Origin of the sequence: Streptomyces sp. NPDC014870 (assembly GCF_043081505.1) — a bacterium.
Taxonomy (GTDB): domain Bacteria; phylum Actinomycetota; class Actinomycetes; order Streptomycetales; family Streptomycetaceae; genus Streptomyces.
The window spans coordinates 67,056-79,600 of the sequence record NZ_JBIBWQ010000003.1; the positions used below are offsets into that span (position 1 = coordinate 67,056).

Consider the following 12,545-nt stretch of genomic DNA (forward strand, 5'->3'; position numbering starts at 1 on the left):
ATGACCGATGTGATCGTGGCGGAGGGCCTCCGCCGGCGCTACTCCGGCGGCTACGAAGCCGTCGCCGGAATCTCCTTCACCGTCCCCCGCGGCGAGATCTTCGCCCTCCTCGGCACCAACGGGGCCGGCAAGACCTCCACCGTCGAACTCCTGGAGGGCCTCACCGCTCCGAGCGGCGGCACCGTCCGGGTCCTCGGCCACGACCCGTACCGCGAACGGGCCGCCGTCCGGCCCCGGATCGGGGTGATGCTCCAGGAGGGCGGCTTCCCGTCCGACCTGACCGTGGCCGAGACCGTACGGATGTGGGCGGGGTGCACCACCGGGGCACGGCCGACCGGCGAAGCCCTCGACCTGGTCGGGCTCGCCCACCGGGCCAAGGTCCGGATCAAGCAGCTCTCCGGCGGCGAGCGCCGCCGCCTCGACCTCGCTCTCGCCCTGCTCGGCCGCCCCGAGGTCCTCTTCCTCGACGAGCCCAGCACCGGCCTGGACGCCGAGGGCCGCCGCGACACCTGGGAGCTGGTCCGCCGGCTGCGCGACACCGGCGCCACCGTGCTGCTCACCACGCACTACCTGGAAGAGGCCGAATCCCTCGCCGACCGGCTGGCGATCATGCACCGCGGCCGGATCGTCACCGCGGGCACCCCCGCCGAGGTCACCGCCTCCCGCCCCTCCCGGATCCGCTTCAAGCTCCCCGAGGGCGTCGGCCCCGAGCGGCTCCCCCTCCACCTCAAGGCCGCCGCCGAGGGCGGACGCGTGGAGATCCGTACATACGAACTGCAGGACGCGCTGGGAGACCTGCTCCGCTGGGCGGCCGACACGGGCGTCCGGCTCGACGGGCTCGACGCCCGGTCCGCCTCCCTCGAAGAGGCCTTCCTGGAGATCGCCTCCCGCACCGACTCCGCCGACCTGGACCTGGATCTGGAGAACGCCCGATGAACGCGACCGCACGCCGCATGAGCTCACTGGGGCGGGCCGAACTCACCCTCCTCGGGCGGAACAAGAACAACCTCTTCATCGCCCTCCTCATGCCGCTCCTGATGATCTTCGTGCTGCGGTCCTCGCTCACGAAGATGTCCACGGACGACCTGCCCGGCGGGATGGCGGGCGCCACCCTCATCGGCGGCACCGGCCTGGTCCTGATCCTCGTCGTCTACATGGGCCTGACGTCCGCCCTCGTCGGCCGCCGCGAAGAGCTGGTGCTCAAGCGGCTGCGCACCGGGGAGATCCGCGACGTGGAGATCCTCGGCGGCGCCGCCCTGCCCTCCGCCGCCATCGCGCTGCTGCAGTGCGCCGTCCTCACCGTCGGCGGCGCCCTCGCCCTCGACGTCCCGGCCCCGCGCAGGCCCGACCTGCTCGTGCTCGGCCTTCTCGCGGCCGTCGCCCTGCTCGCCGGACTTGCCGCCCTGACCACGGCCTTCACCCGCAACGTCGAGAGCGCGGGCCTCACCACCCTGCCGTTCTTCCTGATCTCCGCGATGGGCTCGGGGCTGATGGTCCCGACCGACGTCCTGCCCGACGTCGTCGCCGACGTCTGCGGCTACCTGCCGTTCAGCGGCGTCATGGAACTCGTCCGCGCCGGCTGGCTGGGCGCACCCGACGCCATGGACGTGCTGGCCGCCGGACGGAACACGTTGATCTGGGGCGCTCTGACCGTGTTTGCTGTCCGCCGGTGGTTCCGCTGGGAACCGCGGCGTTAGGAAGAGGGGGGCCGGGCACGTGTCCAGGCTGACGAGGTGGTGGAGCGGCCGCGGCACGGCGGCCAAGGTCGAGCTGTACACACGGTGGACCTTCCACTTCTTCGCGCTGATCGAGATCGGCGCCATCGGGCTCGTACCGCTCGCGCGAGCCGAGGAGACCCGGATCGCCGCACCCCTCGCCCTCACCCTGACGCTGCTGGTCTGCGCCCACGCCGTGCTGACCGCCGTGCTCTCCTCCCGCGCCCTGGACTGGGCGCTCGACAGGCGCGACCAGCCGGTCCGGCTCGCCACCGCGCTGACCGTCCTGACGGCGGTCATCACACTGGCCGTGCTCGCGCTGCGGGCCACGGGGGTGCTCGCGGACGTCGCGGTCACGTCGGCCGTCGCCACGGGACTCGTCACCTTCGCCCTGGGCGCTCTCGTCCTGTGCCTGCGCCGCCCCCGGCGCATGATGTACGGCGTCCCGGCCGCCGCGATCGGCACCGGCGGCGCGGTCGTGGCGATGGGCGGCCACCCGGGAGAGGGCACCGGGTACGCCGTCGGCATCCTGCTGGGCGGGGCGGGCATCGTCGCCGCCTGCGGGTTCTCCGCCTGGCTGATGAAGATGGTCTGGGAGCTGGAGCGCTCCCGCGATCTGAAGGCCCGGCTCGCCGTCGCCGAGGAACGGCTCCGCTTCGGCCGCGACCTGCACGACGTCATGGGCCGCAACCTCTCGGTGATCGCCCTCAAGAGCGAGCTCGCCGTGCAGCTCGCGCGGCGCGAACGGCCCGAGGCCGTCGACCAGATGATCGAGGTGCAGCGGATCGCGCAGGAGTCCCAGCGGGAGGTACGGGACGTGGTGCGTGGCTACCGGGAGGCGGACCTGCGCGTCGAACTGGAGGGCGCGCGCGGGGTGCTCGGGGCCGCGGGCATCGACTGCGCGATCGACCCGGTGTCCATGGAACTCCCGACCGGTGTCCAGTCGGTGCTCGGCTGGGTGGTCCGGGAGACGACGACCAACGTGCTGCGGCACGGCGACGCGCGGCGGTGCGCGATCTCGCTGCGGGAGAAGGACGGTTCGGTGCTGCTGACGGTACGGAACGACGGCGTACGGGAAGGGGCGGTGATGGAGCGCGGCTCGGGCCTCGCGGGGCTGCGGGAGCGGCTCGCCGCGGTGGACGGGACCCTGGAGGCGGGGCCGGACGACGGCGGTACGTTCCGGGTGACGGCTCTCGTCCCCGTACCGCGGTCGGAGAAGGGGGCGGGGGCATGACCGTACGCGTACTGCTCGCCGACGACGAGCATCTGATCCGGGGCGCGCTCGCCGCGCTGCTCGCCCTCGAGGACGATCTCGCGGTCGTCGCCGAGGCCGCCACCGGACCCGAGGCGCTCGCCATGGCCCGCGCCCACCGGCCCGATGTCGCCGTCCTCGATCTGCAGATGCCGGGGCTCGACGGTGTGAGGGTCGCCACAGCCCTCCGGGACGAACTCCCCGACTGCCGCACCATGATCGTCACCAGTCACGGCCGCCCCGGCCATCTCAAGCGGGCGCTGGCGGCCGGCGTACGGGGCTTCGTCCCGAAGACCGTCAGCGCCCAGCGGCTCGCCGAGCTCATCCGTGCCGTGCACGCCGGAAACCGTTACGTGGACCCGGAGTTGGCGGCCGACGCGATCGCCGCCGGGGACTCCCCGCTGACCGCGCGCGAGGCCGAGGTCCTGGAACTCGCGGCGGACGGCGCGCCCGTCGCGGAGATCGCCGAGCGGGCCTCGCTCTCCCAGGGAACGGTCCGGAACTACCTCTCCTCGGCCGCCGCGAAGCTGGGTGCCGAGAACCGTCACACGGCGGTGCGTCTCGCACGCGAGAAAGGTTGGGTATAGTTGGCTCCGCGCTACGGCGCATGCGGACGTGGCTCAGTTGGTAGAGCATCACCTTGCCAAGGTGAGGGTCGCGAGTTCGAATCTCGTCGTCCGCTCAGTGAAAGAAGCCCCCGGTCCTCTCGGACCGGGGGCTTCTTCGTGTGCTCTACTGCCAGCTCGTGCCGGTCAGCAGCTCGTACGCCTCGATGTACTTGGCGCGGGTCGCGTCCACGACCTCCTGCGGGAGCGCGGGCGGCGGCTGCTCGCTCGTGCGGTCCCAGCCGGAGGCCGGGGAGGTCAGCCAGTCGCGCACGAACTGCTTGTCGTACGAGGGCTGGGCGCGGCCCGGCTGCCACTGGTCGGCCGGCCAGAAGCGGGACGAGTCCGGGGTGAGCACCTCGTCGGCGAGGACGAGCCGCTCGCCCTCCTCGGTCGCCGCGAAGCCGAACTCGAACTTGGTGTCGGCGAGGATGATCCCGCGCTCGCGGGCGATGTCCCGGGCCCGGCCGTAGACCGCGAGGGTCGTCTGGCGCAGCAGGGCCGCGGTCTCCGCGCCGACCTGACGGGCGACCTCCTCGTACGACACGTTCTCGTCGTGGTCGCCGACGTCGGCCTTGGTGGCCGGGGTGAAGATCGGCGCGGGCAGCTCGGAGCCGTCGCTGAGGCCCTCGGGGAGCGCGAGGCCGCAGACCGTACGGGACTGCTTGTACTCGGCCAGGCCGGAGCCGGTCAGATAGCCGCGGGCCACGCATTCGACCGGGACCATCGTCAGGGACTTGCAGACCAGGGTGCGGCCCGCCCAGTCGGCGGGGGCGCCGGCCGGGACGTCGGTGGAGATGACGTGGTGGGGGACGAGGTCGGCGAGCCGGTCGAACCACCACAGGGAGAGCCGGGTGAGCACCCGCCCCTTGTCGGGGATCTCGGTCGGCAGGACCCAGTCGTACGCGGACATGCGGTCACTGGCCACCATCACGAGCTCGCCGGCCTCGTTCTGGTAGAGGTCGCGCACCTTGCCCGTGTGGAGGTGGGTCAGGCCGGGGACCTGAACGGGCTCGGGCTTTTCTACGAATCCGGACACGGTTCCTCCGCGTAGGTTGATCCAGGAACGGGTCGATTCTCTCGCACTCGCCCGGCCGCCGGACCATCGGCCCCTCGAAGGCGCTGGTCAGTACCGCTCGTCGATCAGTCGCGTTTGCAGATGCGGTCGAGGAGGTTGGCCGTGGCGCGCTGGATCCGCTGGTCGACATGGCCCGGCCGGTCCAGGGCGGGCGACCAGGCGAAGGTGCCCGAGGCGAAGACCCAGGCGCCGGACGGGGCGCGGTAGAGCGAGGTCTCCTGGTGGCGCAGCGCGCCCTCGCTGTCCCGGTACGGCGAGTGGGCGAGCAGGATCCGGCCCTCGTGCTCGGGGAGCGCGGTGCGCGGGAAGTAGCGGTCCGCCTCGCCCGCGACCAGGCCGGGGATCTCGTCGCCGTCCCCGGCGCCGGTGGCCTCCCAGAGCCAGTGGTCCGCGTTCCGCACGACCAGCGGGTGCGGCTCCGGCACCCGGCCCGCGTACTGGATCCCGAGCAGCTGCTGCTCCGGGCGGTCGATCTCGCGCCAGAGCGCGGAGCGGCCGGGGCCGCGGCGCTTGCGGCAGGTGAGCAGCCGGTCGGGCACTCCGGACGGGGAGGGGCCCAGCTCCACCTGCCAGTACATGGTGTTGGCGGAGAGGAAGACGAGCGAGGTGCCCTGCTCGCGGGCGAGTTCGACGGTCCGGCGCATGGGGACGGACCAGTACTCGTCGTGGCCGGGGAAGACCAGGCCGCGGTAGCGGGTGGGGTCGACGCGGCCCGCGTGCAGATCGCGGGTCTCGGCGTAGGCGAGGTCGTAGCCGTACCGCTCGGCCCAGCGGATGAAGTCGTAGGCGTGCCCGACGTGCAGGGGCAGGCCCGCGCCCGCGTAGGGGCGGTCGAAGGAGACGGTGATCGCCGCGTCCTCCTCGCCGAGGAGCCGGCCCTGCTCGTCCCACGCGTGGTAGAGGCTCGCGCCGGTCCGGCCGTCCTCCGGGTAGAGGTTGTACGCCTGCCAGGTGATGTCGGGAAGGACGAGGAGTAGGTCGGCGGGGTGGTCGTCGCGGACGGTGAAGGGGATGTGGGAGCGGTAGCCGCCGACGGTGGTGAGCACGGCCACGTACGCGCCGATCGACCAGTGGGACGGGATCTGGAGCCGCCAGGACTGCCACCAGTGGTGGCAGGAGACCGTGCGGTCGGCGGTGAGCGGGGCCGGCTGGACGATGCCGGAGAGCCGGGGACTGGTGGTGATCTTGGTGGCGCCCTCGCCCGCGTAGTGACCGATCCGGTAGATGTCGACCGAGAACTGCTGCGGCGGGTCCACGGTGATGTGGAAATCGATCGCCTCGCCGGGGGCCACCGCCCCGTTGGAGACGAACCCCTTGATCTGACTCCGGACGTCGTCGGCGGTGCGCGGGCCTCCGCCACCGCCGCGGGCCAGGGTCTCGTCGGCGTACCAGGGGACGACCTGGCCGGTGTCGTCGAAGTAGTTCTCCGAGCCGCGCAGCCAGGGCAGGGGGCCCTGGCCGAACGGGTCCGTGACGGCGTGGGCGAGCGCGCCCGACTCCCACCGCCTGATCTGATCCGCCCCCATGTCGCGCCCCTCCCTCGACTCCCCCGTGCGCCGTGTCATGTGCTGCTGTCAGTGCCGGTCTCCAGCACATCACATAACGCACGCACTCCGTCACCGTTCGTCGCGAATTGACGCGAAACGGAAGGTGCGGTTCCGGCCAGGAGGGCTGTCGGGGTGGCTCGGGGGGCTTCTGGGGGCCGGGGGTTCCGGGGGCTTCCGGAGGGCTTCCGGGGGGCCGGGGCATCCGGGGGACCTGTGGGGCCGGCGGCTTCCGGGGGTCCGGGGGCCTCTGTGGGCCTGGGGCTTCCGGGGGGCTCAGACGAGGCGGACGGGCTTCTCCGGGCGCACACCGGTCTCCGCGAGCCAGGCGCTGAGCGGGTCGGGGTCGCCCTCCTCGACGAGGGCGAGCACGCGAGCGGCCAGGTCCGTGCTCCGCACGCCGCCGACGAGCAGGGCGGGCCCGTCGAGCCAGTCGAGGCCGGGGGCGGCACCCGCGGTGTCCACGGCGGCGCAGCAGACCATCGCCGTGACGTGGTCGGCGAGCAGGTCGCGGCCGGTCCGGGGCGGCTGCAGCGGAAAGAGCGGCAGCGCGTCGCCGCCGACGGCGCCCGTGTGCGGCGCGGGCTCGACGACCACCGGCCGTGCGGCCTCCTCGCGCGCCACGTGGGCGGTGAGGGCGGCCGCGAGGGCGTCGGCGGCGGGGTTCGCGGCGAGCGGCTGCTCGGGGTCCAGGTCGTCGGGGGCAGGCGGGGCGGCGGGCTCGGTGAGCGGTGCGGTGGCGGCGGGCGGGGCCTCGGGATGGGGAGCCGGGTGGGGGTCGGGCTGCGACTCGGCCTGGGGGCTGGGCTCGGGCTCGGCTCCGGGCTCGGGCGCCGGGTGGGCCGAGAGGTGGGCCAGCACGCGGGTCAGCGTCGGGCCGTCCACGTCCGCCGTGCCGGACCCGCTTCCGCTGCCGGTACCCCTGCTCGTACTCGTACTCGTACTCGCGTCCGTACCCATACCCGTAGCCGTACCCGTACCCGTACCGGCGGACGTGGCCGGGAGGACGCCCATGTCGTCAAGGACCTGGTGGAGGCGGGCCGCGTCGCTGCGCCACTTCCGGTCCACGACCTCCTCGGGGTACTGGCTCCACTCCACCGGGGACCAGTCGGGGCCGGGCTCCGCGGGGCCGCCGTGGAAGAGCCGGGCCGCGAGCAGCGAGGCGGCCTCGTCCACGGCGCCGGGCTCTTCGAGCAGGTCGCAGGCCGGGCGCTCGCCGAGCCGGGAGGCGAAGCTGTCCGCGAGACGGTCCCGGCGGGAGAGTTCCGTGAGGGCCGCGACCACGCCCACATCGAGGCTGGCCGGCCAGCGGCCCATTCGCCACGCGGGCAGCGCCACGCGCGTGAGCAGCCGGTCCCAGCCGGCGTAGGCGAGGCCGACCTGCTCCTGGGCGACGATCCGGATGCCGTAGTCCACAGCCTGTGCGCGCTCGGAGCCGGCCACGGCGACGCCGCGCTCCATCTCGGCGGCGTGGCCTCGGCACATCCGCAGCAGCACCCGGGCGACCCGGGCGATCCCGTGCGCGCCCAGCCTGGCCACCGGACCGAGCCCGGGGCTGCGGGGAGCGGCGACGGCGGCGTCGAGGCCCTGCACGAAGCGGCGGGCCGCCGCTATGTCGGGCTGCGCCGCCGGAGCCGTACCCGCGACGACGGGGGCGAGGACCGCGCGCAGCTCGCCGACGCGCATCCACCACAGGAAGGGCGAGCCTATGACCAGGACCGGCGCGTCGGTGGAGCGGCGCAGGCCGGCCGTACGACCCGTGTCGTGCGCCGGGTGCGTACGGTCCTCGAGCCAGCTGTCGCAGTCCGGGGTCAGGGCTATCGCGGAGGGCGCGGGGACGCCGAGCCGGTCGGCCAGGTCCCGCACCATCCGGTACAGATCGGGGGCGGCCCGCTCGGAGAGCTCGACCGTCGGCGTGACGGCCGGCCGGGAGCGCGCGATCACCAGGGCGACGGCCGCCGCCGCGAGGAGGACGACCAGCGCGAGCGCGGTGGTGAAGCCGCGGGCGGCGTCCCAGCCGGGCCCGGTCATGTGACCGGTGACCCCACCCGCGTACAGGATCACGGCCGCGGCGGCGGGGAGCAGTGCGACGGCGAGCGCCCTGGAGCGGACGCGGAGCACGGCGAGCGCCCGGGTGTGCGCGGCGCGCACACCCATCTCCTCGCCGACAACGGAACCGGAGCCGCTACCGGACACGCCGTTCATCACCCCCTCCTGCCCTCGTCGGGACTGCCTGTGGCGGTGTTGGTCACTCCCCCACTGTGGCACCCGTCACTGACATCGCAATGCCGGTGGGCCAAGTGCCGGAACGCCTTCGCCGCACCCTAGTTGGGGCTTCGGCGGGCGTCATCCGGATGGCTCAGCCGTCACTCGATGGAATGGCTTTGGGCAAAGGTGATGACGGTCCGGGGCGGTTAGGGGTTCACTCCCCCGCGGCCTTGCGTGCGATGTCCGTACGGTGTTGCGAGCCGTCCAGACGGATGCGGCCGACCGCCTTGTACGCCCGCTCGCGGGCCCGCGCCAGATCCTTTCCGGTCGCGGTGACGGAGAGGACGCGGCCGCCGGCGCTCACGATCGCGTCGCCGTCCCGCTTGGTCCCGGCGTGCAGGACGTACGCGTGCGGGGCATCCTCCGCCGCCACCTCGGCCAGGCCCTCGATCGGGTCGCCGGTGCGCGGGGTCGCGGGGTAGTTGTGCGAGGCGATGACGACGGTCACGGCCGCGTCGTCGTGCCAGTTCAGCGGGGGCTCGTTGTCGAGGGTGCCCTGGGCGGCGTTCAGCAGGACGCTGGCCAGCGGGGTGCGCAGGCGGGCGAGGACGACCTGGGTCTCCGGGTCGCCGAAGCGGGCGTTGAACTCGATGACCCGTACGCCACGGCTGGTGATCGCAAGACCCGCGTACAGCAGACCCTGGAACGGGGTGCCGCGGCGGCGCAGCTCGTCGACGGTCGGCTGGAGGACGGTGTCCATGACCTCGTCGACCAGCTTGGGGTCGGCCCAGGGCAGCGGGGAGTAGGCGCCCATGCCGCCGGTGTTGGGGCCCTCGTCGCCGTCGAGCGCGCGCTTGAAGTCCTGCGCGGGCTGGAGGGGCAGGACGGTGACACCGTCGGTGATCGCGAAGAGGGAGACCTCGGGGCCGTCGAGGTACTCCTCGATGACTACCCGGCCGCAGGCGAGGGCGTGGGCCCTGGCCTCGGCGAGGTCGCCGGTGACGACGACGCCCTTGCCGGCCGCGAGACCGTCGTCCTTGACGACGTAGGGAGCGCCAAAGGCGTCGAGCGCCTCGTCGATCTCCTCGGCGGTGGTGCAGACGTAGCTACGGGCGGTCGGGACGCCGGCCCCGGCCATGACGTCCTTGGCGAACGCCTTGGAGCCCTCCAGCTGCGCCGCCTCCTCGGACGGGCCGAAGCAGGGGATGCCGGCCGAGCGGACGGCGTCGGCGACGCCCGCGACGAGCGGGGCCTCCGGGCCGACGACGACCAGGTCCGCCTGGAGGTCGGCGGCCAGCCGCGCGACGGCCGCGCCGTCCAGCTGGTCGACGGGGTGCAGCTCGGCGACCTCCGCGATTCCGGCGTTGCCGGGCGCGCAGTGCAGAGCGGTGACGTCGGGATCGAGGGAGAGAGAGCGGCACAGGGCGTGTTCGCGGGCGCCGCCGCCGATGACGAGGACCTTCACGCCAGCCAGGGTAGCCCGCGTGGCCGGATGCCCCTTGTGCGGGCCACCGAGCGAGACGCCCCTACTCGTTCGTGTATTCCTCCACAACGGTCGCCCCGAGCTCGCGGACGATCAGGTCGTGACCGGAGAGCGCGGAGTCCACGAGGTCCGGGTCGTCCTCCTCCGGCACGTCGTCCTCGGGCGCGACGGGCGCGGGAGCGGGGGCGGCCTGGGGCTGCGACACCGGGGCGGGCGCGGGCGCCTGCTGGGCTGGCGGGGCCGCGGGTGACGCCTGGGCGGGCTGGGAGGGGGCCCACTGCGGCTGCGGGGGCGCGGCGGGTGCCGGCGCGGAGAACGGCGCGGAAGCGGCCGGACGGCCACCGCCGAAGCCGGTCGCGGCGGGCGGCGGGTTGGCACCGCCCGAGGGGTCGATGATCGCCTCGATCTTCCACTGCACGTTGAACTGGTCGGCCAGGACCTGGCGCAGGACGTCCTCGCTGCCGCTGCTGGCGAAGTTGTCCCGCGCGCCCGCGTTGAGGAAGCCGAGCTGGAGGGTGGTGCCGTCGAACCCGGCGACCTGGGCGTTCTGGCTGAGCAGGATCCAGGTGAAGCGGCGCCGGTTCTTGACGGCGTCGAGGATCGACGGCCACATGTTCCGCACCTGGGCGGCACCTTGGGCCATGTCACCGGAGGGAGCGGGGGCGGCGGGGGCCTGGGCGACCGGGGCGGGCGCGACAGGCGCGGGGGCCTGGGCCGCGGGCGCCGAGGCGCCCGGCCATGCGCCGGGGGCGGGCGCACCGGGCGTGGCCGCACCGGGCCAGGCACCGGGCCGTGGCCCGCTCTCGGGCTGTGCGGGGGCGGGGGCCGGGGCCGTGGCCGGGGCTTGCTGAACCGGGGCGGGGGCCTGCTGCACAGGCGCGGGCGCGGGCTGCGCGGGCGCGGGCTGCACGGGCGCGTGCTGTACAGGCGGCGGAGGCGGCGCCATCGGCGTATGGGCGTCGGGACCGGGGACGTACCCCATGGCGGGCGCGGGCGAACCGGCCGTGAAGACGGCGGCGGGCGCGGGCATGGCGGCGGCACCGCGCTCGAGGCGGTCGATGCGGGCCTGCAGGGACCGCTCGTCGTCGAAGGCGGCGGGCAGCAGCACGCGCGCGCAGATCAGCTCCAGCTGGAGCCGGGGAGAGGTGGCGCCGCGCATCTCGGTGAGACCCGCGTTGACGAGGTCGGCGGCGCGGCTGAGCTCGGCCGCGCCGAACACGGACGCCTGCGCCCGCATGCGCTCGACGACGTCGACCGGGGCGTCGATGAGCCCCTTCTCGGCGGCGTCCGGGACGGCGGCGAGGATCACCAGGTCGCGCAGCCGCTCCAGGAGGTCGGCGACGAACCGCCGGGGGTCGTTGCCGCCCTCGATGACCCGGTCGACGACCTCGAAGGCCGCGGCACCGTCGCCGGCGGCGAAGGCGTCGACGACGGAGTCGAGCAGGGACCCGTCCGTGTACCCGAGAAGAGAGGTCGCCATGGCGTATGTCACACCGTCGTCGGCGGCACCGGCGAGCAGCTGGTCCATGACGGACATCGAGTCACGCACGGAACCGGCGCCGGCGCGCACGACGAGCGGCAGCACGCCGTCCTCGACGGGAATCCCCTCGCGCCCGCACACCTCCCCGAGATAGTCCCGGAGCGTGCCGGGCGGCACGAGCCGGAAGGGGTAGTGGTGGGTCCGCGACCGGATGGTCCCGATGACCTTCTCGGGCTCGGTGGTGGCGAAGATGAACTTGAGGTGCTCCGGCGGCTCCTCGACCACCTTCAGCAGGGCGTTGAAGCCCGCCGAGGTGACCATGTGCGCCTCGTCGATGATGTAGATCTTGTACCGGCTGGAGGCGGGCCCGAAGAAGGCCTTCTCCCGCAGGTCACGGGCGTCGTCCACACCACCGTGGGAGGCGGCGTCGATCTCGATGACATCGATCGACCCCGGCCCGTTCCGCGCGAGGTCGCGGCAGGACTGGCACTCGCCGCAGGGCGTGGGAGTGGGACCCTGCTCACAGTTCAGACAGCGCGCGAGGATGCGCGCACTGGTCGTCTTGCCACAGCCGCGGGGCCCGCTGAACAGGTACGCGTGATTGACCCGGTTGTTCCGCAGGGCCTGCTGCAGCGGGTCGGTGACATGCTCCTGCCCGATGACCTCGGCGAAGGACTCGGGGCGGTAGCGGCGGTACAGCGCGAGAGACGACACGTATACGAGGTTATAGGCGCCCACCGACAACCCGGGAAACCTGGGAAGCCCGGGAACGCAAGCGCCCCCCACGCACCCGCCAGAGCCGACCTACCCTTGCTGCCTTCCGGCCCTGGGGGAGTTCAGTCAGATAGCGCCACGTGAGGGGCTCCGCCAAGGGTACCTGATCCCAGACCCCCCGCGGCCCCCGCTTCCGACCTCGATCACCCCTCGGGCACCTCGTTCTGGATCACGTTCGCGAGCACCCCTCAGCGTCTTGTATTGTTTGCCGCGGAGGATTCGCCTAGAGGCCTAGGGCGCACGCTTGGAAAGCGTGTTGGGGGCAACCCCTCACGAGTTCGAATCTCGTATCCTCCGCAGCCGCCTGAACAGGCGAAACGAGAAGCCGAGCCGCAATCTGCGGCTCGGCTTCTCGTCGTACTCTGGTTGCATTTCTGGTTGCGTTTACACACGCCCCAATTCGGAT

The 12,545-nt window shown here is 73.4% G+C and carries 9 protein-coding genes, 2 tRNA genes and 1 other RNA gene; 6 read left to right on the forward strand and 6 right to left on the reverse strand.

Annotation, left to right across the window (positions count from 1 at the left end; all coding sequences use genetic code 11):
- The 5 genes from ACF09C_RS08805 (at position 1) to ACF09C_RS08825 (ending at position 3,649) form a co-directional block, all read left to right on the forward strand.
- Positions 1 to 936, forward strand: a complete 936-nt coding sequence (locus ACF09C_RS08805) for an ABC transporter ATP-binding protein (RefSeq protein ID WP_392090410.1) — start codon at positions 1 to 3, stop codon at positions 934 to 936.
- Positions 933 to 1,697, forward strand: coding sequence for an ABC transporter permease (locus ACF09C_RS08810; RefSeq protein ID WP_392090413.1), 765 nt, complete (start codon positions 933 to 935; stop codon positions 1,695 to 1,697). The genes ACF09C_RS08805 and ACF09C_RS08810 overlap by 4 nt, the downstream gene beginning before the upstream one ends.
- A 19-nt stretch (positions 1,698 to 1,716) precedes the next feature.
- Positions 1,717 to 2,949, forward strand: a complete 1,233-nt coding sequence (locus tag ACF09C_RS08815; protein ID WP_392090417.1) for a sensor histidine kinase — start codon at positions 1,717 to 1,719, stop codon at positions 2,947 to 2,949.
- The gene (locus ACF09C_RS08820; protein WP_362426234.1) at positions 2,946 to 3,554 is read left to right on the forward strand and encodes a response regulator transcription factor; all 609 of its coding nucleotides are present in this window, start codon (positions 2,946 to 2,948) and stop codon (positions 3,552 to 3,554) included. The genes ACF09C_RS08815 and ACF09C_RS08820 overlap by 4 nt, the downstream gene beginning before the upstream one ends.
- 22 nt (positions 3,555 to 3,576) lie before the next feature.
- Positions 3,577 to 3,649: transfer RNA gene (locus ACF09C_RS08825), tRNA-Gly, on the forward strand.
- Positions 3,650 to 3,699: 50 nt separating this feature from the next.
- Here ACF09C_RS08825 and ACF09C_RS08830 read toward each other — a convergent pair.
- The 6 genes from ACF09C_RS08830 to ffs form a co-directional block, all read right to left on the reverse strand.
- A complete protein-coding gene (locus ACF09C_RS08830) occupies positions 3,700 to 4,611 on the reverse strand; it encodes a phosphoribosylaminoimidazolesuccinocarboxamide synthase (protein ID WP_392090420.1) in 912 nt (303 codons plus the stop codon).
- Between the two features lie 104 nt (positions 4,612 to 4,715).
- The gene (locus ACF09C_RS08835) at positions 4,716 to 6,176 is read right to left on the reverse strand and encodes a N,N-dimethylformamidase beta subunit family domain-containing protein (protein ID WP_362426228.1); all 1,461 of its coding nucleotides are present in this window, start codon (positions 6,174 to 6,176) and stop codon (positions 4,716 to 4,718) included.
- A 294-nt stretch (positions 6,177 to 6,470) separates the two neighbouring features.
- Entirely contained in the window at positions 6,471 to 8,399 is a 1,929-nt protein-coding gene (locus ACF09C_RS08840; protein WP_392090424.1) for a hypothetical protein, read from the reverse strand.
- A gap of 217 nt (positions 8,400 to 8,616) precedes the next feature.
- A complete protein-coding gene (gene purD / locus ACF09C_RS08845; RefSeq protein ID WP_392090426.1) occupies positions 8,617 to 9,867 on the reverse strand; it encodes a phosphoribosylamine--glycine ligase in 1,251 nt (416 codons plus the stop codon).
- A gap of 61 nt (positions 9,868 to 9,928) precedes the next feature.
- Complete coding sequence (locus ACF09C_RS08850; RefSeq protein ID WP_392090429.1) at positions 9,929 to 12,079, reverse strand: DNA polymerase III subunit gamma and tau; 2,151 nt, start codon at positions 12,077 to 12,079, stop codon at positions 9,929 to 9,931.
- Positions 12,080 to 12,133: 54 nt separating this feature from the next.
- An RNA gene (gene ffs, locus ACF09C_RS08855) (signal recognition particle sRNA small type) lies at positions 12,134 to 12,232 on the reverse strand.
- 119 nt (positions 12,233 to 12,351) lie between these two features.
- On the opposite strand from ffs, the gene ACF09C_RS08860 reads away from it, so the two are divergent.
- Positions 12,352 to 12,436: transfer RNA gene (locus ACF09C_RS08860), tRNA-Ser, on the forward strand.
- Positions 12,437 to 12,545: the final 109 nt, after the last annotated feature.